We start from the raw sequence: 20,977 nt of genomic DNA, 5'->3' as shown, positions 1-20,977 counted from the left end.
TGCGGTTCTGCCTACTGGCGTATGCAGATCCGTATCGCTGGAGGCGGGTGCTGGCGGAGGAATCGGATCAGCGGCGGACGATGTGGGCGTACTCACCGCCGGTGACCCGGAGCAGGTCGGCCGGGGCCAGTTCGAGCTGCAGGCCGCGCTTGCCGGCGGAGCAGAAGATGGTCTCGAAGTCGGCCGCGGAGGTGTCCACCACGCTACGGTGCCGCTGCCGTTGGCCGATCGGGGAGATGCCGCCGACAACCATGCCGGTCGTCCGCTCGGCCACCGCCGGGTCGGCCATCGCGGCCTTCTTCGCCCCGACGGCCGCCGCGAGTGCCTTCAGGTCGAGCTGCCCGGCCACCGGCACCACCGCGGTCACCAGCTCACCGCCGGGCAGCTCGGTCAGCAGGGTCTTGAACATCCGCGCCGGATCCACCCCGAGCGCCTGTGCCGCCTCGGCACCGTAGCTGCCGTGCCCGTGCCCACCGACCGCATCGTCGTGGGCGTACGGATGGGTGCGGTAGGCGATCTTCGCCCGGTCCAGGGCGAGCGTCGCCGGTGTACCCGAGGACCGTCTGGCCATCAGCGCAGCACCGCGACCAGCTGCACCAGCAACGGAGCCACCAGCAACGCCGGCAGCAGATTGCCCACCGGCAGCTGGCGGAGATTCAACAACCGGATACCGAGCCCGACGAGCAGCAACCCACCGGTCGCGGTCAGCGCCACCAGATGTGCCTCCGGCAGGAAGTCGCCGATCGCCAGCCCGACCAGGGTGAGCGCGCCCTGCACCAATCCGACCATCAGCGCGGAGGCGAGTACACCGACCCCGAGCGAAGCGGCGAAGGCGATCGCGGCGAAACCGTCCAGCACCGACTTCAGCAGCAACTGATCCGCGCCGCGGCCGAGACCATCGGAGAGCGCACCCAGGATCGTCAACGGGCCGATGCAGAACACCAGCGAGGCCGTCACGAAGCCCTCGATGAACCGCTCCTTCGCCGACAGGTGTGCGGCACCGGTATCGGGCTTCGACTCGCTCGTACCTCGCTCGCTCAGCCGACGTGAGGGGGACCCGCTCGTACCTCGCTCGCGCCGACCGGAGATGAGCCGACGTCGCAGCCAGTCACCGAGATCCTCCAACCGCCGCTCCAGATCGATCAGCGAACCGATGATCCCGCCGATCAGCAGCGCACCGAGCACGATCAGCACCGGTGCCGACGAACCCACGCGATCGGCGAGCACCCGGTCGGTGACATCCATCGCCGACAGGGCCCCGATCAGCAGCGTGACCAGACCGAGAACATCGGTCACGGTGCCGCGGGTACGGCGCGGGAGCCGGTGTCCCAGGCCCATCCCGATCAGCGAACCCAGGATGACGGTGGCCACGTTGGTGACGGTGCCGATGCCGATGAACCCTCCGCTCAACAACATGGCCGCGATTGTTCCACGGACCCACCCGGGGTCCGGCCCGTTGACCGATGCGGAAGACTGGCACCGTCCAGCTGAGAACCAACCGCCCGGTAGGGCATGAGGGAGAGCCATGCAGAACGTTCCCGCGTACGCCGCCACCTCCGCCACCGACCCGCTCGTCCCGATCACCATCGAACGTCGCGAGGTGGGACCCAAGGATGTGCTGATCCACATCACCCACGCCGGCATCTGCCACTCCGACATCCACACCGCCCGCAGCGAATGGGGCCCCGCCCAGTACCCGCTGGTCACCGGTCACGAGATCGTCGGCACCGTCACCGAGGTCGGCTCCGAGGTCACCACGCACGCCGCCGGCGACCGGGTCGGTGTCGGCTGCATGGTCAACTCCTGCGGCGAATGCCAGTACTGCAAGGCCGGTGAGGAGCAGTTCTGCGAGAAGGGCAACATCGGCACCTACGGCGCCACCGACGTCGACGGCACGATGACCCAGGGCGGTTACTCCACCCATGTCGTGGTCACCGAGGACTTCGTGCTGAAGATCCCCGACGCCATCGACTCCGACAAGGCCGCGCCGCTGCTCTGCGCGGGCATCACCACCTACTCGCCGCTCAAGCACTGGGGTGCCGGCCCCGGCAAGAAGGTCGCCGTCATCGGCCTCGGCGGGCTCGGCCACATGGCCGTCCAGCTCGCGCACGCGATGGGTGCCGAGGTGACCGTGTTGTCCCAGTCGCTGAAGAAGCAGGAGGACGGGCTGCGGCTCGGTGCCGACGACTACCGCGCCACCGAGGACCCGGCCACCTTCGAGGAGCTGGCCGGGAAGTTCGACCTGATCATCAACACCGTCAGCGCCCAGCTCGACATGCGGGCGTACCTGAACCTGCTCGCGGTCGACGGCACGATGGTCAACGTCGGCGCCCCGCCGGAGCCGATGCCGGTGCAGGCGTTCTCGTTGATCATGGGCCGGCGTTCGTTCGCCGGTTCGCTGATCGGCGGCATCGCCGAGACCCAGGAGATGCTCGACTTCTGCGCCGAGCAGGGCATCGGTGCCGAGGTCGAGGTGATCTCGGCCGACAAGATCAACGAGGCCTGGGATCGCGTCGTCGGCTCCGACGTCCGCTACCGCTTCGTCATCGACACCGCGACCCTCGAGGATGCGGTCAAGAACTGAACTCGCTCAACCAGCGTTGGAGGCGGCGCGGCGCAGGGCGTTGATGAAGCGCTCGTTCTCCAACGTCTGCAGCTGATCCATCAGCGGCCCGAAGAACTCGGCCACCAGGGCGCGACGACCCGTCCAGCCCTGGTGGCCGTGGGCCAGCCGGTACGCCTCGAAGGTCGGCAGGTCGTGCCACGGCAGGTCCAGGGTCAGACCGTGCCGGGCCGCCGAGGCCGCCAGGGCCCGGTGGGCGGCCGCCACCTGATCGACCGGCAGCGCCCGGCCGAGTTCGGCATCGGGTGCCATGTATTCCGCGCGCAGCAGCTGCGCCAGGCTGATCGTCACCACCAGATCGTTGAGGTCGGGGAGGGGTCCGCGCTCCAGCGCAGCGAAGGTGGCGGCATCGAAATCCGGTCGATCGGCTCCGCTCCAGGTGTCTGGTACGCCGAGCGTTGAGCCGTTCATGGCCAGGTGCAGCGACATCGATCTTTCCCCCGTCCGGGCCAGCGCATGTTCGGGTAGGTACTGACCCTCGGTAGGACTTGGAGTCTAGTCGGCGACCGGCCAGTACGGCTGTGAGAGTGCTGAGAACTCGCTGTCCAACCCGACCGCAGCCCGGGGCCGGAGGGGCCGGAGGGACGGCTCAGCCGAGGAAGCGGGAGATCGCGCCGGAGACCCGGCCGCGGGTGGGGCCGATCCAGTAGAAGTGCGTCGCTGCCTCGGTGTTCACCAGTTCCGCACCCGGGATCAGTTCGGCCAGCGATTCGGCATGCCGCCAGTCCACACCACCGTCGTGCGGGCTGCCGGTGACCAGCGTCGGTACGCCGACCCGGGCCAGCGCGGCACTCCGGTACGCCCGCAGTGCCGGTGAACCCTGCCGCAGGTCGAGCAGGAACCCCGACCCCGAATCCATCCCCGCGAAGGTGGCCCGCGCCGCGTCCTTGTCGGCCTCGGTCAGATCCGGCCACCAGCGCACCGCCGGCAACCGGCTCAACCGACCCAGATGGCGCCGCAACCCCGCATCGGTGCGCACGCTCCGGCGTACCGTCGCCCAGGTCACCGCCTGCGTGCTCGGCCCGAACACCACCGGTGCCGCCGCCCGCTGGGCCGGGGCGTCGGGATAGGGCCGCGCCGAGGGGGCCGCGCTGTGCAGGATCAGCGACCGGGCCCGCTCGCCGAGCGCCAGCGTCGCCTGGACCGCGGTCGGCCCGCCGAAGGACACCCCGACGACCGCCGCCAGCGGCCCCAGCCCGAGCCGGTCGCAGACCTCGACCAGCAGCGGCCCGAACTCGGTCGCGGTCAGCGGACCGACCGAGGTCCGGCCGTACCCGGGTCGGGAGACCGTGACCACGGCATGCCCGAGTTCGGTGTAGAGCTCCTGGCCGAGCGGGGTCCGGGCGGTGCAGTGCCCGCCGCTGAGGACCAGCACGGGCGACAATTCGCCCGGACGCAGGGACACCTCGACCGGGCCGGCCGTGGTGACCACGATCGACTCCATGGCCCGATCCTAGGGATCGGCTTCTCAGCGCGCAGAAAGTGGTCGGGGACACCGACCAGACTCCGTAGAATCGCGGTCGTGTCTGAATCCTCCGAGTCCCGCAGAACTCCCGATGCCGCGACCCCCGACGACACCCGACTCCGGGTGATCGACCTGCGCGGCCACGCCCGGACCGAGGATCTCACCCACATCGTGCCTCGGGCCGCGTTCGACGTGGAGCAGGCGATGGCGGCGGTCCGCCCGGTGGTCGAGGACGTCGCCGCCCGCGGCGAGCAGGCGCTGCGCGAACTCTCCGAGCGCTTCGACCGCGTCGTCCCGGCCAGCTTCCGGGTCCCGGCCGACCGGCTCGCCGAGGCGGAGAAGGCGCTCGACCCCGAGGTCCGCAGGGCCTTCGAGGTCGCCATCGAACGCCGCCGCCGGGTCAGCGAGGCCGAACTCGGCGAGCAGCAGGTCACCGTCCAGGTCGCCGACGGCGCCCGGATCATCCAGAAGATGATCCCGGTGAACCGCGTCGGGCTCTACGTCCCCGGCGGCCTCGCGCCGCTGGCCTCCAGCGTGATCATGAACGTCGTCCCCGCCCAGGTCGCCGGTGTCGGCTCGATCGCGGTCACCTCACCGCCGCAGGCCGAGTTCGACGGCGAACCGCACCCCAACATCCTCGCGCTCTGCTCGATCCTCGGCATCGACGAGGTGTACGCCGTGGGCGGCGCCCAGGCGGTGGCGATGTTCGCCCACGGGGTGCCCGGGCTGATCGAGAAGGTCGACCTCGTCACCGGACCCGGCAACATCTACGTGGTCGCCGCCAAGCGGCTGCTCAAGGGCCGGATCGGCATCGACTCCGAGGCCGGCCCGACCGAGATCGCGATCCTGGCCGACGACACCGCCGATCCGACCCATGTCGCCGCCGACCTGATCTCCCAGGCCGAGCACGACCCGCTGGCGGGTTCGGTGCTGGTCACCGACTCCACCGAGCTGGCCGATGCCGTCCAGGCCGAGCTCGAGCCGCAGATCCGGCGTACCCGCCACATCGAACGGATCCGCACCGCGCTGGCCGGCGAACAGTCCGGGATCGTGCTCGTCGACGACCTCGACCAGGGCCTGGCCGTGGTCGACGCGTACGCCGCCGAGCACCTGGAGATCCACACCCGCAACGCCTTCGAGGTCGCCCAGCGGGTGACCAACGCCGGCGCGATCTTCATCGGCGGCTACTCGCCGGTGTCGCTGGGGGACTACGTCGCCGGCTCCACCCACGTGCTGCCGACCGCCGGCGCCGCCGCGCACAGCAGCGGGCTGAACGTGAAGTCGTTCCTGCGCGCGGTGCACCTGATCGAGTACGACCGCGATGCGCTGGCCGAGGTACGCCGGGACGTCGAGACCTTCGCCGAGGCCGAGGAACTGCCGGCCCACGGCGCCGCAGTGACCGTGCGTTTCGAGGAGCTCTCGTGAACCCTTCGACTCGGCCGCAAGCGGCCTCGCTCAGGGAACGTGGAAAGGGGCCGCAGGCGGCCTACTCGGGGAACGTGGAACTGGCGGATCTCCCGCTGCGACCGGGGCTGGAGGGGGAGCAGCCCTACGGTGCCCCGCAGCTCGACGTGCCGGTGCTGCTCAACGTGAACGAGAACCCCTACCCGCCCAGCGATCGCGTACTCGATCAGATCGCGACCGCGGCGGCGGAGGCGGCCTCGGGGATGAACCGCTATCCGGACCGGGAGGCGACCGCGCTGCGCGAGCGGCTGGCCGCGTACCTGGGTCACGACCTGACCCGCGACCAGATCTGGGCCGCGAACGGGTCGAACGAGGTGATGACCCACCTGCTGCAGGCCTTCGGCGGACCGGGGCGGACGATGCTGTCGTTCACCCCGACCTATTCGATGTATCCCGAGTACGCCCGCAACACCTTCACCGACTATCTGACCGCACCGCGCGCCGACGACTTCACCCTGGACCCGGAGCGCGCGGTCGCCGCGGTCGAGCAGCACCGGCCGGATGTCGTGGTGATCACCACCCCGAACAATCCGACCGGGACCGCGACCCCGTTGGCGACGATCGAGGCGGTGCTCGCCGTCGCGCCGGGCATGGTGGTGGTCGACGAGGCCTACCAGGAGTTCGTCCGCCCCGGTACGCCGACCGCGCTGGAACTGCTGCCCGAGCATCCGCGGCTGGTCGTCTCCCGCACGATGAGCAAGGCGTTCGCGTTCGCCGGTGGCCGGCTCGGCTATCTGGCTGCGGCGCCGGCGGTGGTCGATGCCTGCCGGATCGTCCGGCTGCCCTACCACCTCTCCGCGGTCACCCAGGCGGTCGCCTCGGTGGCGCTGGACAATGCCGCGGAGATGATGGCGCATGTCGCCGCGCTGCGGGCCGGCCGGGACGAGCTGGTCGACTGGCTCACCGGGCAGGGGCTGGAGGTGGCGCCCAGCGACGCCAACTTCGTGCTCTTCGGCCGCTTCGCCGACCGGCACGCGGTCTGGCAGGGTCTGCTCGATGACGGCGTACTGATCCGGGAGACCGGGCCCGCGGGGATGCTGCGGGTCTCGATCGGTACGCCGGAGGAGATCGATGCATTCAAGGAGTCGCTCACCGGGCAGCTCAAGAAGGGAGTGCGCTGATGCGCAAGGCGACCGTCGAACGGGAGACCTCCGAGTCGCGGATCAAGGTCACCCTCGACCTGGACGGCAGCGGGCTGTCGGTGATCAGCACCGGAGTCGGCTTCTATGACCACATGCTCACCGCGCTGAGCAAGCACTCGCTGATCGACCTGGAGGTCGAGGCCACCGGCGATGTCTGGATCGACGGGCACCACGTCATCGAGGACACCGCGATCGTGCTCGGCCAGGCGCTGCGCGAGGCGCTGGGGGACAAGAAGGGGATCCGCCGCTACGGCGACGCCCAGGTGCCGCTCGATGAGGCGCTGGCCAGCTGCGTCGTCGACGTCGCCGGCCGGCCGTACGCGGTCGTCGTCGGCGAACCGGACGCCCAGGCGTACGCGCTGATCGGCGGGGGACCGACTCCCGATGGCCGGCCCGGGACGCCCTATGCCGGTTCGATGACCCAGCACGTGGTGGAGACGCTGGCGCACAACGCCGGGCTGTGCATCCACCTGGAGCTGATCCGGGGCCGCGACCCGCACCACATCGTGGAGGCCCAGTTCAAGGCGCTCGCCCGGGCGCTGCGCGCCGCGGTCGAACCCGATCCGCGGGTCAGCGGGGTACCGAGCACCAAGGGCGCCCTGTGACGGCTGCCGAGACCACCGGTACGCCGAGCGTCGCGCTGCTCGACTACGGCTCGGGGAATCTCAGGTCGGCCTACCGGGCGCTGGCGCGGACCGGGGCGCGGGTCGAGCTGACCGCCGATCCGGAGGCGGCGCTGGCCGCCGACGGGCTCGTCGTCCCCGGAGTGGGCGCGTTCGCCGCCTGCATGGCCGGGCTGCGGTCGGTGCAGGGGGACCGGGTGATCCGCGAACGGGTCGCCGCCGGCCGGCCGGTGCTGGGCATCTGCGTCGGTTACCAGATCCTGTTCTCAGAGGGCATCGAGCACGGCGAGCGGACCGCCGGGGTCGGCGTACTGCCCGGGGTGGTCGAGAAGCTGGACGCCCACCGGCTGCCGCACATGGGCTGGAACACCGTGCAACCACCGGCCGATACGCGGTTGTTCCGGGGGGTCGCCGACGACTGGTTCTATTTCGTGCATTCCTATGGGGTACGCCGGGACGAGGGTCTCGATGGGGTGACCTGGTGCGAGCTGGAGCAGGGGCGGTTCGTCGCCGCGGTGGAGCAGGGCGCGTTGTCGGGTACCCAGTTCCACCCTGAAAAGTCAGGGCAGTCAGGGGGTTGCCTGCTGACGAACTGGATTATGGAATTGAACGGTAGCTGAACAGACGTGATGAGATTCTCACGTTCGACCCCCGATGCATTAGGGTGCGGTCTGGAATCTCTGGCAGCTGAAGGGGTATGACAACGTGTCCACACAGGGAACCGCGGCATCGCGCAAGGGGTTGATCGGCTGGACCCTGTCCGCGGTCGTCGCCCTGGTGATGCTGATCGCCGGAGTGATCGCTTTCACCGGCGACAAGAAGTCTGAGGAGACCAACCCCACCGCCCAGCAGACGATCGCGCCCCCGGGATCCTCCGGTCCGTCGTCGCAGGGCGGCAGCCAGCAGCCGGGCTCCACCCCGAACACCGACCCGACCCAGCCGCCGCCCCCGGGCAACCAGCCCGGTGAGGAGGAGGGCTCCGAGTCGGGTGTCGGCCGGGACACCTCCGAGAACACCGGTACCGGCATCGGCCGTGACCCGGGCGCCACCCCGGCCCCCACCACCGAGGTGGGCGAGGGTGGCCAGGTGTCCCCGTCGCCGAGCGGCCCGCCGACCCTCGAGGTCCCGTCCCCGGAGCCGACCACGGCCCCGGTCGCCGATGGTGGCGATGGCTCGCAGCCGACCACCCAGCCGACCGGTCCGGGTACCGTGCCGACCGACCCGCCGGTCACGACCGACCCGACCGACCCCACGACGTCGCCGGTTCCGCCGACCACCTCGCCGGAACCGCCCACCACCTCGCCGGAACCCCCGACCACCTCGCCGGAACCCCCGACCACGTCGCCGGAACCCCCGACCACGTCGCCGGAACCGCCCACCACGTCGCCTACCCCGCCGACCACGAGCCCGACGCCGACCACCCCGGGGCGGACGCTTGAGTTCCGGAATGCGAACGCCGACTTTGACGACGCCGGACGGATGCTCAAACTGACTGCCGACTCGCCTACCTGGCCGGGTGACTATGTCCTCAGTTACACGATCACGGCGAAGGATGGCGGGGCTGAGCAGACGCTCACCTTGAATGTGACTGTCCGCGGTAATGGTGAGGTGATTGTCACGATGCCGGACAGGACGATCCAGCGATTCTCGGACTGGCGTTTCGAACTGAACCTCAGCCCGCAGCAGTTCGGCTACCCGCCGGAGGCGCAGACCTATCCGAGCGAGGGCACGCTGACTGCAGAAGCGCCGTTCGGCGTAGAGCCGTCTGAGGGCTTCGAGCCGGCGCCGTCCCAGACCCCGAGCCCGACGCCCACGCCCACGGAGAGCCCCACGCCGACCGAGAGCCCGGCGCCGAGCGAGAGCCCGACCGCGACCCCGACCGATACGCCCTCCGCGACACCGACGGCCCCGGAGTCGACCACGCCGGCGCCGAACGTGCCCAAGGCCACCGCGACGCCGACTACCTCGGCGTCCAAGACCGCGGCCCCGAAGGCGAGCAACGCCCCGAAGGCGAGCAGCACGCCGAAGGCCAGCTCGACGCCGACCTCGCCCGCCAAGAAGAAGGTCACCCTGGCGACGAACACGCCGAGCGCGAGCAAGGCGCCCAGCAAGTCGGCCACCCCGAAGGCGACGCCGACGACCAAGGCCACCACCACGGCGGCCCCGAAACCGGCCACCACCCCGACGGCGGACACCTCCAGCAGCGATACCGGTGACGGTGGCTCGGCCGCCGTCTCCCAGCAGCGCCCGCTGGCGGTGACCTCACCGCGTCGTACCCGCGCAGTCTCCCGGCGTACCCGTTGAGGACGCCATCGCCAGACCGGCGGTGACTGCGTGATCGAACGGACATCGCGATGACCCGCCCCGAGGATCAGCCCCGGGGCGGGACGGGGAACGGGCGTGAGCACTGGTATCGCCCGCATCGTCCCGAGGACCTGATGTGGGCGCCCGGTGCGCAGCCCGCAGAGCGCCCGTCCGAGGAGCCGCCCGTCGGGCCGGCGGGGGAGCAGCCCCAGCCAGGGAGCCCGCAGCCCGAATTCCCGCAGCAGCAGGGATTCCCGCAACCCCCGGTGCCACCACAGCAGCCCTACGCCCAGTACCCGCCGCCCGGGGAGGCGTACCAGCCGGGACCCGGTGAGCCCTTCCATCCGGGTCCGGCGCCGGCCGAGGACCACACCCACCTCTCCTTCCCCGAACCCGAGCCGCCGCAGCGCTACGTGATCGGGCCGGGATATGAGAACCAGGGCTACCCGGAGCAGGGTTATCCCGAGCCCGGTCACCCGGAGCAGGGTTACCAGCAGCAGCCGGGCCCGCCGCCGCCCAGCCCCGTGCTGCCCGGCCCGGATCCGATGCAGCCGCCCGCCTCCGCCTACCACCCGGCGTCGGCGTACCAGCCCGGCACCACCCCGGTCTCGGCCAGCCACCCGATGTCGCAGGCCTCCGCGCCCCACCCGATGTCGCAGGCCTCCGCGCCGATGCCGCTGAACCAGCCCTCGGCGACCTATCCGCCACAACCCGGTACGCCGGGCGGCCCGCCGGCCGGGGCCAAGGCGGTCCCCAACAACAAGGGCAAGCGGAACACCAACCGGGCCATCGCCGCACTGGTGATCGGCGCGGTCGCGCTGGCCGGGGTGCTGCTCTTCGGGATCAGCCAGTTCCAGCGCGCCAGCCAGTCGACGGCCAGCAGTGCCGCCGCCAAGGAACTCAGCCGTCCCGCCCCGCCCGGCTGGTCGCAGCGGTTCGTCTGGTCCACCGAGATCCCGGTCACCGGGTCGGTCGCGGTGCTCGACAACCGGGTCGCCTACATCGACGGTGCCGGCGTCCTGCGCGTGCTGAACGCCGATACCGGCCAGGCCGTGCTGACCAGCACCACCAACAGCGTGACCAAGGACGCCAAGCCGTTCCTGGCCGTCACCCAGGGCGTACCGGTCAGCGGCATCGTCGACGGCACCAATCTGCTGCTCTGGCGGCTGGACAACCCGGGTGAGGAGCCGCGCACCATCACCCTGGCGCCCAAGGCGCTGCTGCACTCCGACGGCGGCGGCCTGCTGGTCTCCACCGGCAGCGAGTTCTGGGTGGTGAACGCGGCCGGCGCGCTGGCCCCGGTCACCCTGCCGCCCGATCACGTCGCGCTCGCCGCCACCCCGGACGGCAACCTGCTCTCCTCACCGCCGCGCGGCGGGTGGACGATCAACTCGCCCAACCAGGGTACCGCGCCGCGCGAGGTCCGCCCGGAGCGTACGCCCGATGGCACCGTCGGCGACATGCAGGTGGCCTGGTCCGCCCGCGGGGTGATCGCCGCCTGGGGTGACACCGCCGACCCGGCCCGGCGTACCGTCGCCCTCTTCGATGCCGACAGCGGCAAGCTGCTCGCCTCCGGGACCCTCGCCACCGACGTGGTCAAGTCGGGGCTGCGGCTGATCGTCTCGCCGAACCGGGAGTTCGCCTCCGCGGGCCCGCTGCTGGCCCGGCTGTCGGACGGCAGGACCGAGGTCGTCGACCGCTGGTCCTCCACGCTGGCCGACGCCAAGAACCTCTACGGCACCCGCGACGGCAACAAGATGTTCTGGAATGGTGAGTTGCAGCCGCTGGAGATGGACGCCAAGGCCGTCGTCCCGTGGGGGATGTCCGCGGCGCGGTACGCGATCGTGATGGACCCGGTGGACTCGACCCGGGTCCGACTGGGCGCGCTCGCCGAGGGCTGACCCGGTGGCGACCGACGACGATGCCGGGGAGGACACCCCGACACCGCAGTGGCAGACCTATCCCCGCTCGGGCGCCGAGAGCAGCGAGGCGGGGCCGCAGGATCCCGATCCGCCGGAAGTCCTGCTGCAGAAGGCCGAACAGCGCGCCCGTGAGGCCGAGGCCCGTGCCAAGGAGGCCGAGGAGAAGGTACACCGGGCCGAGGCCGAAGCCGACCGCGAGGCCCGGCTCGCCCGCTATCAGGGCGCCCAGGAGGAACGGGAGCGGGATGCCCGCCTCCGCGCGAACCGGAAGACGTGGGAGCGAGAGCGGCGCGCGAAGCAGCGGCGGAACAGGTTCAACCGGGTCAAGCAGGCCGACGCCGAGCAGTTCCGCGGGATGGCGCGCGGGTTCAGGCGGGCACGGATCGTCGCCGGATGGCTGGTTCTGGCCGCGATCGCGGTGGTTGCGGGGCTGGCCCTCATCGGCGTCGACGGCAGCTCGTCCTCCCGCGGTGGACGCTTCGAACGACCACCCACCCCCACACCGCAGGCGACCGAACAGGCGCTGCGGCCCGGACGCTCGATGACGGTGGTGACCGGTGGCTCCCGCACCGTCTACACCGCCGACGGCACCGGCCGATTGCTGGCCGGGCCCGCGTCCCGGAGCAATGCCTGGCAGATCGGGATGGCCGACCTGCGCAGCGAGGAGTTGCGCTGGAATGCCGCGGTGGTGCCCGGTGTCGGCGTCAGCGGCTACAACGGCGGCGCGACCAGCCTGAACGAGCGCTATCTGATCGAACCCGGCCGGCTGGTCCAGGGCCCGGAGACCCGTGGCTGGTCGCTGCTCGAGCTCGACACCGGCACCGTGACCCGCACCGCTCCGGTCACCCCGTCGGGCACCGAACGCGGTTCCGACGACGACACCTACGCCGCGCTGTCCGGTGCGCAGCTCATCGTGGCCACCCGCAAGGACTATGGGTGGCCCGGTGGCTGCCAGCTGTACGAGGTGGCGGCGTACCCGGATCCGGCCAGCACCCAGACGCGGTGGACCACCGAGATCGCGGTGCAGAACAGCCTGAACATCGCGACCCGCACCGAATCCGGGCTGCTCTGGATCACCTCGGACACGCCGACCTCCAGCGGTTTCGGACCGGGCCCGATGCCGGATCTGTTCGATGTGGCCATCGACCCGGCGACCGGGCGACCGCCGGCCTGGTATCAGCCACCTCAGGACTGCGGCGAGGGCGTCGTCGGCTATCTGCCGGTCGACGGCGGGCACGTGCTGCGGGTGAGCGAACCAGAGGGCACCGACAGCGAGGAACGCTGGCGCGACCGCAGGTATCAGCTGCTGGACGCCACCGGACGCGAGCTGTGGACGAGCAAGAAGCCGCTGACCGTCTTCGACGGACAGATCTTCCAGCTGAGCGCCCCGAACTCCTACACCGACTATGTGGCCGCCGATGCCCGGTTGCTGGACCTGCGCACCGGGAAACCGATCTGGCAGGAGGCGGTGCCCGGTTACCCGATCGGGATCGCCGGGGACCAGCTGCTGCTCAAGGGATATCCGGGGATCACCGTGGCCGCGCGCGCCGACGGCGCGGTCCGCTCCACCCAGGCCGTGGGTCGCGACGGCTCCGCGGTGACCCTCGGCGACACCTATTACATCGCCGCCTCGCGATCGGGAGAGACCGCGGTCAGTGCGTACGCCGTCGCCGACGGCCGGCCGCTGTGGACCCAGCTCTACCCGCTGGATGAGGCCCAACTGATCACCAGCGGTGACCAGCTCGCCCTCGTCAGCCGGGCCAGCGGCACCATCCTGCCGCTCAAGCCGCTACCCTGACCCGATGCCCCAGGTCGAAGCGGACGTGGTCGTCGACGTCAGCCCCGAGATCGCCTTCGCCGTCTCCCAGACCACCGGGGAGACCCGGCTGCGCTGGGATCCGTTCATCCGCCGACAACGGTTCCTGGGCGGCGCGCAGACCGCCGGCAAGGGCGTCCGGACCCTGACCATCTCCCGGCACGGGCTGTCGATGATCAGCGAATACGTGTCCTATCAACCACCGCGGAACGTGGGGATGACGATGCGCCGCGGGCCCTGGTTCTTCCGCACCTTCGGCGGCGGCTGGCGGTTCACCCCGACCGAGGACGGCCGCACGCGGGCGGTGTGGAAATACACCTTCACCGTCCGGCCGGACTGGCTGCGCCCGATCGCCGAACCGATCGGGATCCGGTTGCTGGGCAGCGACATCCGGCGCCGCATCGACGCCTTCGCCCGGGCCTGCGCCGATCCGGAGATCGTCGCCGCGGCGACCGAGGGGCCGGGCTGATCACCCACGTCCCCCGGCGGGTTCATCTCGACACGCCGACCATTGCTCCGCTTCGCTGCGCATGGTCGGCTACTCGATGAACGTGGGTGGGACGCTCAGCTGAGGCGTACGCCCTCGGCGACCAGCTCGAAGCGGTGGCCGGCGGAGAAGTCCTGCTCGCCGATGAAGGTGGCGGCGATCTGACCGGTCCAGGTGAGGTCGTAGGTGTAGGAGCCGACCCGGGTGAACCGGATCCGGTGATCCCCGCTGAGGTCCTGACCGAGCACGTAGCAGCCGAAGGCGAGCTCCTCGGCGGCCTCGTCGAGGGAGACCTTCGAGGTCGGGTCGGCGGTCAGCTCCAGCTGGTCCAGCATCGTCTCGCGGAACTTGTCGGCGGCCACCGGCAGTTTCACCCCGGCGTTGTCCCACTTGGTGGAGGAGAGGATCGCCGAGGTGTAGCGCTGCCAGACCTCCGGCTGCTGCCAGGGCGTGGCTCCGTCCCCGGCAACCGGTTGCACCCCGGGATTCTCGGCGTCGTAGTCCTGGGTCTCGGCGTGCAGATGCAGCCGCAGCGCGCCCTCGTCATCGCCGCGGACGGTCAGCTCGATCCGATCCAGGGCATGCCCGCCGGGCCAGGGGCTGTCGGCAAAGGTGATCCGGCCGTGAGTCATGGCGGCACTCTACCGGTGGCCTCAGCCGCCGCCGGGTACGCCCCGGATCGGCCCCATGAAGCGCGCCTCCAGCCGGCGTTCCAGGGCGTACGCCCGCCGCGCGGCCCGCCGCAGGGTGGGCGCGGCCCGGGTCTTCAGCGTCTTCCGCCCGCCCGGCAGATCGAGCTCACCGAGGCGTACCGCGGGGAAGAAGCGGGCCTCCGCCGCGCCGTACCGCTCCAGCCAGTCGACGACGGCGGCCCGCCGGTGGGAGAGCACCTCGGGCTGCATCACGAAACCGACCGCCTCGACCAGCCCGGTCAGCTGGCCGATGTCCAACCGCGGCGGCTCGGTCGCGGTGGGCAGCAGCGAGTCGATGATCACCAGCGGGATCCGATTGCTGTTCTGATAGGGCTTGAGCCGCTGCAGCAGGGCCGCGGTACCGACCCGCAGGGCCGGCAGGTCGAAGAAGCTGCTGGCGGTGACCAGCGCGGTGGAGAAGCAGCCGACGACCAGCTCGACGGGGCTGCGCCGGTAGACGATCTCGGCGAGCACCGGTTCGGTGAACACCTCGACGGTGACGCCGAGTTCGGCGGCCCGGGCCAGCATCGGCCCGGCGAGTTCGGCCGGTGCGGTCGGATGCGGCTTGAACACGATCGAGGAGAATCCCTTGGCCACTGCGGATTCCAGCATCTCGGTGTGCAGCCGTTCCTCCTCGGTGGCGCTGATCAGACCGAGCGGGGTCAGGTACTGCCCGAGCAGCAGCGCATAGGGTTCGGTGGTCGCCGGCAGCGGGGCGCCCGCGGCCAGTTCGGCGAGCACCGCGGTGAACGCGGCGGTGTCGATCACCTCACGGCGGATCGGGAACTCATCGAGCAGCAGCGGGGTGAGCCCGGGTACCAGGTCCAGGTGCAGCAGCCGTTCGATCCGGGAACCGATCTCCGAGAGGATCTTGTTGCGGGTCGGGCCATAGCTCATCAGGCCGTCGGCGTAGACGTCGATGGAGGCCTGCGGGAAGCACCAGCACAGCGCCTGGGCGGGGGAGACCTGGATCGACTCCACGACCAGCTGCACCGGCTCGTCACCGAGTGCCCAGAGGCCGCGGAAATACCTTTCCCACAAAGGCATCTCGGCCTCGGTCGGGGTCCAGGCGCTGGGGTGCAGCGGCTCGATGGCCGCGTTGTAGGAGACCACCTCGGTGAACGGCTCGGCCAGCCGGGCGAAGGAGGGGGACTCGGTCAGCTCGGCGACCGCCTCGGGGGTGGCGGCATTGTTGCTGGTGACCAGGATCCGGCGGCCGTTGCTGTCCGCATCGAACAGCCCGGCACTGATCGCCGCGTTCAGCGTGGCCAGCCCGTAGAGCGTCGACGCCTCGAAGATCTGCGTTCTTCCGCTCCTCGAGTAGGCCGTCGGCTCTGTCTGCCCGCTCCTCGAGTAGGCCGCTTGCGGCCGTGTCGAGAGGTGCGGTGAGGTGTCCATCAATTGCCTCCTGCGTGGGCCATCAGCCGGGTGATCCGGCCGCGGCGGTCGGGGGTCATCGCGGCCAGGGTCTCGGCCATCGGTTCGGCGGGGGCCGCGGCGAGCGCGCTGCCGAGCAGGGTGGTGAAGGTGCGGCGCACCTCGGGGGTGAACCGGTCCAGGTTCGCCAGATGGTGCAGGGTCAGCTCGCACCAGCGGCGCAATGCCTTCGGCAGGAATCGCTCGGCCTCCGGGTCGGCCTGCACGGTCTCCACCACCAATTGCATCGAGCGGACGAAGTCGAGCTGGGTCGAGGTCGCCACCCGGGACAGCGATCCGGGCAGATCGCGGCGATAGTGCAACCCGACCACGTCCGGTACCGAGAAGGCCTCGACACCCAGCTGCAACCGCCAGATCCAGGGCCGGTCCTCGGCGGTCCGCAGATCGTCGAAACGCAGCAATCCCTGCTCGGCAAGGGATCGGTGATAGATGCCGGCCCAGGCGTACGGGTGATCGATCGCGGTCGGCTGGTCGACCGGCAGGATCGCCTCCCGCGGGCTGCCGATCCGCCCCTGTCGGAACCCGGTCGGGATCCGGCGCACGGTGCGCCGCCGGCCTTCGACGACGATGTGGTCGGTGCGCAGCATCGGTACGCCGAGGGCGGTGATCGCATCCAGCAGCGCCGAGAAATAGCCACCGGACACGAAATCGTCACCGTCGAGGAAGGTCAGATGATCGGTCTCCGCCAGCTCCATGCCGAGATTGCGTACCCCCGACAGGCCGAGATTCTGCTCGATGCGATGCAACCGGGCACCCGGGACCCGGTGCAGCCCGGCGGCCAGCGCGTCGGCGGTGTGATCGGTGGAGGCGTCGTCGATGAACAGATAGCTGACCCGCTCGTCGCCGGCCCGGCGCAGCGCCGCGAGCGTGGTCGGCACCATCGCTTCAAGGTTGTGGAACGGCATGATCACCGTCAGTCCGGCGCTCATCCGCGTCCCCCCACGAGGGATGCGGTCCGCCGCAGGCCCTCGATCGCCTGCCGCTTGGATTCCGGCATCGCCCGGACCACCCGCTGCAGCTCGGGCTGATCGGCGGTGTCGAGCAGCGCACCGGCCTCCCGGGCGAACCGCAGCCGCAGTCGCGGGGTGAGTCGGGCGCGGTGCTCCCAGTGCCAGGCGAACAGCCCGGCCCAGGTCTTCCACACCTTCGGCAGGAACTTCTCCGCGTCGCGGTCGGCGAGCACCAGCTGCTGCACCTGCCGCATCGACTCGGTGATGTCGAGCTGCCGGTCGTCACCGGTCTGGGTGAGCGAGGTGCTCAACCCGAGCCGATAGTGCAGGCCGACGGTGCGGGCGACGGTGAACTCCGGTACCCGCAGGTGCAGCGACCAGATGGTCGGACGGTCCTCGGCGGTGCGCAGTTCGGTCGGGAAATAGAGGGTGCCGTCGTCGACCAGGCCCCGGTGATAGACCCCCGACCAGGAGTGCGCGAAGTCCACCGAACTCGTCCGCGCCGAGAGGATCGACTCGCGCGGTACGCCGATCCGGCCGGCCCGGTTGATGTCGGGGATCCGGGTCAGGATCCGCTGCTTGCCGCGGCTGGCGACATGGTCCACCCGCACCCAGTCGACACCGGCGGCGAGCACCTCGTCGAACAGTCGCGGGAAGTAGTTGCGGGCCACCCAGTCGTCGCCGTCGAGGAAGGTGACCCAGTCGGTCTCCAGGCGTTCCAGGGCCGTCATCCGGGCGGCGGCCACGCCGACGTTCCGCGGCAGGGCGAGCAGCTCGGTGTTCGGCGTACGCCGGGCCGCGGCGGCGAGCCGCTCGGGGGTGTCGTCGCCGGAGCCGTCGTCGACGAGCAGGAACCGGATCCGGTCGTCGACCGAGGTCCGCAGGCTGCGTACGCAGTCCTCGACCATCGCCCCCAACCGATGGGCGGTCACGACGACCGTGAGGCTCCGATCCGGCGAGGGCATGGGGGCCACTCTTGCACACGATCCGTCAGCGCGCGGCTCGCCGACTCGCCCGCTCGGGACACTCACCCCGGGCGTGTAGCGTTGCCCACTGCAGAACCCCGGCGAGCAGAGCAGAGGATTCACCATGGCCAGCAGCAGTGCAGGACCCGTTCGGACCATCGGCGACCGGCCGGTCGGCGCCGGGCACCCCGCCTACGTCACCGGCGAGATCGGCATCAACCACAACGGCGATGTCGAGAACGCGCTGAAGCTGATCGACGCCGCGGTCGCCGCCGGCTGCGATGCGGTCAAGTTCCAGAAGCGCACCCCGGAGATCTGCACCCCGCGCGACCAGTGGGACATCGAGCGGGACACCCCGTGGGGCCGGATGACCTACATCGACTACCGGCATCGGGTGGAGTTCGACAAGGACGACTACGCCCGGATCGACGCCTACTGCAAGGAGAAGGGCATCGCCTGGTTCGCCTCCCCGTGGGACACCGAGGCGATCGACTTCCTGGAGGAGTTCGACGTGCCGGCGTACAAGGTCGCCTCCGCCTCGCTCACCGATGACGAACTGCTCACCAAGCTGCGCGAGACCGGGCGCACGGTGATCCTCTCCACCGGGATGTCCACCCCCGAGCAGATCGCGCACGCGGTCGAGGTGCTCGGCACCGACAACCTGATCATCTGCCACGCCACCTCCACCTACCCCGCCAAGACGGAGGAGCTGAACCTGCGGGTGATCAACACGCTGCAGGAGCAGTACCAGGTGCCGATCGGCTACTCCGGCCACGAGACCGGGCTGCAGACCACCGTCGCCGCGGTCACCCTGGGCGCGGCGTTCGTCGAGCGGCACATCACCCTGGACCGCACCATGTGGGGCTCCGACCAGGCCGCCTCGGTCGAACCGCAGGGCCTGGAGCGGCTGGTCCGCGACATCCGGGTCGTCGAGACCGCCCTCGGCGACGGGGTGAAGAAGGTCTACGACTCCGAGCTCGGCCCGATGAAGAAGCTCCGCCGGGTGCAGTGAGCCGCATCCTCGGGCTGGTGGAGTCACCGGCCCAGTTGCTGAATGCGCTCGAATGGGCGTACGCCGCCGGGGTGCGGGAGACCGCGCGGCTGGTGATCGCCGGGCCGACGGATCCGACCACCCGGTTGCAACTGCACCGGCTCGCCGAGCTGGCGCGCGCCGACGGGTTCTCGGTCGCCTGGTCGGAGGTCCGGGGGAGTGCCACGCAGCGGGCCCGGGCGCTTGCCGCGCTGGCCGGGTTGGTCCGCGACGCCGACACCCTGGTGCTCGGTGATCCGTATTCGGGGATCGCGCACCTGCTGTTGAACTCCACCCGGTTCACCCGTGGCGAGCCGCGGATCGTGGTCGTCGACGACGGCACCGCGACCCTGCACTACGAGCAGCAGTGGGTGAGCGCGGAGCCCCTGCAGCGTTGGCATCTGGAGGGTCGCTCGCACCTGGCGCGTCTGGTCGGCGGCCGGGCCCACCAGTTGCTGGGCCGCGGCTCGGAAGCCGTCGAACTGTTCACCGCGATGCCGATCCGGACCCGCATCCCCGCGGTCCGCAACAGCTACGCCTGGACCCGCGAGCGGTTCGGTCCGCCCGAGGTGCTCGACGGGATCGACCTGCTCGGCTCCTCCCTCGCCGAGACCGGCACGATCGCCGAGCCCGCCTACCTGGCCGGGGTGCGCCGGCTGGTCAGCGCGCACGGCCTGCGCCGCTACCTCCCGCACCGCAAGGAATCCGCCGCCAAGCTCGCCGCCATCGCCGCGATGGGGGTCGAGATCGTCCGCCCCGATCTCCCGGTCGAGGTGTACGCCCGGCGCGGCCCGGTCGCTCGGGAGCTGTGGTCCTTTCCCTCCACGGTGCTGCACACCCTGCCGATCGTGCTCGCCGATACCGGGGTGGGCGTGCGGCCGCTGGCGGTCGCCGAGGACTGGTTCAGTGCCGAGGCCGACCAGGTGGCCCGCGGCTTCATCGCCGGGATCTGACGGCGCAGCGGCGCCACGTCGAAGCCACAAGGTCCAGAATGTGTCACGCGTTCTCGGGCGTTGCGCGCAGACCCGCATGAACACTGGGATCCAACTCCGGCGCCCGCGCACGCGTGGCACATTCTGGACCTTGAGCCCCGGGTCCCTCGTGCCTCGCGCACTCAGAGGGGCTCAGGACCGCATCGAGTCCGGGACCTCGAGGGCGATCACCCTGCCGGTGGCGACGGTCTCGCCCTCGGCGGTCATGGTCAGGTCGACGGTGACCTTGCGGCCCTTGATCTCGGCGACCCGGCCGCGGACCACCAGCGGCAGGCCCAGCGGGGTGGGGCGCTGGTAGCGGACCTCGAGGGTGCCGGTGACGAATCGGACCGCCTCCGAACCGGTCTCGCCGACCAGTTCGATGCCCTGCTCCCGGGTCGCCGCCAGTGACGCCGAGCCGGTGCCGGAGCAGTCGAGCACCGAGGCCACCAGGCCGCCGTAGACGTAACCCGGCATCGCGGTGTGCTCCGGGCGCGGGGTGAACACCGTCTCGGTCTCGCCCGACCCGTCATCGGCCCAGCGGGTCTTCAACTGCAGCCCGGCGGGGTTGTTGCGGCCGCAGCCGTAACAGGCGGCGGCATCGGCGGGGTAGTGGTCCTGGATGGCGACAGTGCTCATGGACAGATCGTAGGGGCGGCTCCGCGCACCCGGGACAGGCATGATCATGCCGATCTCTCGGGTTGGGGATGCACCGGTGGCGGAGATGTTGGGCTAATCGGCACGATCGCGCCGATTTCGCTTGCCAGGCGCTGCCAAGTCGGACAGCATGCTGCGAAACGGCACGATCATGCCGATCGGAGACGAATGGAAGCCACTGACGTAGCCAACTCCTTCCGGGAGCGCCGCAGGGAACTGGGGCTGAACCAGGCCGAGGCAGCCGAGCTCGCGGGCGTTTCCGAACGTTTCCTGCGCAGCCTGGAGGCCGGGAAACCGACCGTACGCCTGGACAAGGTGCTGCAGGTAGCGACGACGCTGGGGCTGACCGTCGAGGTGCGGGTGCGCGATGGCGAACACTGAGCTCGCCGACCGGGATCCCCGCGCGGTCGACCGGGCGGTGGTCCGGAA

Annotated in this window: 21 protein-coding genes; 12 read left to right on the top strand and 9 right to left on the bottom strand. The window is 70.7% G+C overall.

Annotated features, from left to right (window positions below; translation table 11 throughout):
• Nucleotides 1-67: 67 nt before the first annotated feature.
• Nucleotides 68-571, bottom strand: coding sequence for a Cys-tRNA(Pro) deacylase (gene ybaK / locus C8D81_RS05120; RefSeq protein ID WP_094431659.1), 504 nt, complete (start codon nucleotides 569-571; stop codon nucleotides 68-70).
• Nucleotides 571-1,416, bottom strand: coding sequence for a DUF554 domain-containing protein (locus C8D81_RS05115; protein ID WP_094431657.1), 846 nt, complete (start codon nucleotides 1,414-1,416; stop codon nucleotides 571-573). Before C8D81_RS05115 ends, ybaK begins: the two co-directional genes overlap by 1 nt.
• Before the next feature lie 109 nt (nucleotides 1,417-1,525).
• Between C8D81_RS05115 and C8D81_RS05110 the strand changes: the two genes are divergently transcribed.
• Nucleotides 1,526-2,584, top strand: a complete 1,059-nt coding sequence (locus C8D81_RS05110) for an NAD(P)-dependent alcohol dehydrogenase (RefSeq protein WP_094431655.1) — start codon at nucleotides 1,526-1,528, stop codon at nucleotides 2,582-2,584.
• Between the two features lie 6 nt (nucleotides 2,585-2,590).
• Here C8D81_RS05110 and C8D81_RS05105 read toward each other — a convergent pair whose 3' ends face one another.
• Together C8D81_RS05105 and C8D81_RS05100 are read right to left on the bottom strand one after the other, a co-directional pair.
• Complete coding sequence (locus C8D81_RS05105; RefSeq protein WP_094431653.1) at nucleotides 2,591-3,052, bottom strand: hypothetical protein; 462 nt, start codon at nucleotides 3,050-3,052, stop codon at nucleotides 2,591-2,593.
• Nucleotides 3,053-3,212: 160 nt separating this feature from the next.
• The gene (locus C8D81_RS05100) at nucleotides 3,213-4,067 is read right to left on the bottom strand and encodes an alpha/beta fold hydrolase (RefSeq protein ID WP_133625653.1); all 855 of its coding nucleotides are present in this window, start codon (nucleotides 4,065-4,067) and stop codon (nucleotides 3,213-3,215) included.
• Nucleotides 4,068-4,211: 144 nt separating this feature from the next.
• Between C8D81_RS05100 and hisD the strand changes: the two genes are divergently transcribed.
• The 8 genes from hisD (at nucleotide 4,212) to C8D81_RS05055 (ending at nucleotide 13,828) form a co-directional block, all read left to right on the top strand.
• Nucleotides 4,212-5,513 carry a histidinol dehydrogenase gene (hisD, locus tag C8D81_RS05095; RefSeq protein ID WP_229237939.1) on the top strand — a complete coding sequence of 434 codons (1,302 nt, stop codon included), beginning with the start codon at nucleotides 4,212-4,214 and terminating at the stop codon, nucleotides 5,511-5,513.
• Between the two features lie 74 nt (nucleotides 5,514-5,587).
• Nucleotides 5,588-6,673, top strand: a complete 1,086-nt coding sequence (locus C8D81_RS05090) for a histidinol-phosphate transaminase (RefSeq protein ID WP_407644064.1) — start codon at nucleotides 5,588-5,590, stop codon at nucleotides 6,671-6,673.
• Complete coding sequence (gene hisB / locus C8D81_RS05085; protein ID WP_094357064.1) at nucleotides 6,673-7,299, top strand: imidazoleglycerol-phosphate dehydratase HisB; 627 nt, start codon at nucleotides 6,673-6,675, stop codon at nucleotides 7,297-7,299. The genes C8D81_RS05090 and hisB overlap by 1 nt, the downstream gene beginning before the upstream one ends.
• The gene (hisH, locus tag C8D81_RS05080; RefSeq protein WP_094428379.1) at nucleotides 7,296-7,937 is read left to right on the top strand and encodes an imidazole glycerol phosphate synthase subunit HisH; all 642 of its coding nucleotides are present in this window, start codon (nucleotides 7,296-7,298) and stop codon (nucleotides 7,935-7,937) included. Before hisB ends, hisH begins: the two co-directional genes overlap by 4 nt.
• Before the next feature lie 85 nt (nucleotides 7,938-8,022).
• A complete protein-coding gene (locus tag C8D81_RS21760; RefSeq protein WP_133625651.1) occupies nucleotides 8,023-9,621 on the top strand; it encodes a hypothetical protein in 1,599 nt (532 codons plus the stop codon).
• A gap of 50 nt (nucleotides 9,622-9,671) precedes the next feature.
• Nucleotides 9,672-11,522 carry a chromosomal replication initiator protein DnaA gene (locus C8D81_RS05065; protein ID WP_141212445.1) on the top strand — a complete coding sequence of 617 codons (1,851 nt, stop codon included), beginning with the start codon at nucleotides 9,672-9,674 and terminating at the stop codon, nucleotides 11,520-11,522.
• 4 nt (nucleotides 11,523-11,526) lie between these two features.
• Nucleotides 11,527-13,341 carry an outer membrane protein assembly factor BamB family protein gene (locus C8D81_RS05060; RefSeq protein ID WP_094428371.1) on the top strand — a complete coding sequence of 605 codons (1,815 nt, stop codon included), beginning with the start codon at nucleotides 11,527-11,529 and terminating at the stop codon, nucleotides 13,339-13,341.
• A 4-nt stretch (nucleotides 13,342-13,345) separates the two neighbouring features.
• A complete protein-coding gene (locus tag C8D81_RS05055; RefSeq protein WP_094428369.1) occupies nucleotides 13,346-13,828 on the top strand; it encodes a type II toxin-antitoxin system RatA family toxin in 483 nt (160 codons plus the stop codon).
• Nucleotides 13,829-13,923: 95 nt separating this feature from the next.
• On the opposite strand, the gene C8D81_RS05050 is transcribed toward C8D81_RS05055, so the two are convergent.
• From C8D81_RS05050 to C8D81_RS05035, 4 genes are read right to left on the bottom strand one after another with little or no spacing between them, the layout of a single operon-like run.
• Nucleotides 13,924-14,478, bottom strand: a complete 555-nt coding sequence (locus tag C8D81_RS05050; RefSeq protein WP_094357053.1) for a hypothetical protein — start codon at nucleotides 14,476-14,478, stop codon at nucleotides 13,924-13,926.
• A 21-nt stretch (nucleotides 14,479-14,499) separates the two neighbouring features.
• A complete protein-coding gene (locus C8D81_RS05045) occupies nucleotides 14,500-15,936 on the bottom strand; it encodes a polysialyltransferase family glycosyltransferase (protein WP_208109112.1) in 1,437 nt (478 codons plus the stop codon).
• Nucleotides 15,936-16,904, bottom strand: coding sequence for a glycosyltransferase family 2 protein (locus tag C8D81_RS05040; RefSeq protein WP_094428367.1), 969 nt, complete (start codon nucleotides 16,902-16,904; stop codon nucleotides 15,936-15,938). Before C8D81_RS05040 ends, C8D81_RS05045 begins: the two co-directional genes overlap by 1 nt.
• Nucleotides 16,901-17,890: a glycosyltransferase family 2 protein gene (locus C8D81_RS05035; RefSeq protein ID WP_166646677.1), complete on the bottom strand. Its 990-nt coding sequence runs from the start codon at nucleotides 17,888-17,890 to the stop codon at nucleotides 16,901-16,903. Before C8D81_RS05035 ends, C8D81_RS05040 begins: the two co-directional genes overlap by 4 nt.
• A gap of 124 nt (nucleotides 17,891-18,014) precedes the next feature.
• On the opposite strand from C8D81_RS05035, the gene C8D81_RS05030 reads away from it, so the two are divergent.
• Together C8D81_RS05030 and C8D81_RS05025 are read left to right on the top strand one after the other, a co-directional pair.
• Nucleotides 18,015-18,902 carry an N-acetylneuraminate synthase family protein gene (locus C8D81_RS05030; RefSeq protein WP_094357049.1) on the top strand — a complete coding sequence of 296 codons (888 nt, stop codon included), beginning with the start codon at nucleotides 18,015-18,017 and terminating at the stop codon, nucleotides 18,900-18,902.
• Entirely contained in the window at nucleotides 18,899-19,873 is a 975-nt protein-coding gene (locus C8D81_RS05025) for a hypothetical protein (RefSeq protein WP_094428364.1), read from the top strand. The genes C8D81_RS05030 and C8D81_RS05025 overlap by 4 nt, the downstream gene beginning before the upstream one ends.
• A gap of 171 nt (nucleotides 19,874-20,044) precedes the next feature.
• Here C8D81_RS05025 and C8D81_RS05020 read toward each other — a convergent pair whose 3' ends face one another.
• Nucleotides 20,045-20,530, bottom strand: coding sequence for a PaaI family thioesterase (locus tag C8D81_RS05020; RefSeq protein WP_094428363.1), 486 nt, complete (start codon nucleotides 20,528-20,530; stop codon nucleotides 20,045-20,047).
• 186 nt (nucleotides 20,531-20,716) lie between these two features.
• On the opposite strand from C8D81_RS05020, the gene C8D81_RS05015 reads away from it, so the two are divergent.
• A complete protein-coding gene (locus C8D81_RS05015; RefSeq protein ID WP_094357043.1) occupies nucleotides 20,717-20,929 on the top strand; it encodes a type II toxin-antitoxin system Y4mF family antitoxin in 213 nt (70 codons plus the stop codon).
• Nucleotides 20,930-20,977 lie beyond the last annotated feature (48 nt).

It is taken from the genome of Enemella evansiae, from assembly GCF_004362375.1.
Lineage (GTDB): Bacteria > Actinomycetota > Actinomycetes > Propionibacteriales > Propionibacteriaceae > Enemella > Enemella evansiae.
This window is presented reverse-complemented; position numbering and strand designations above follow the sequence as displayed.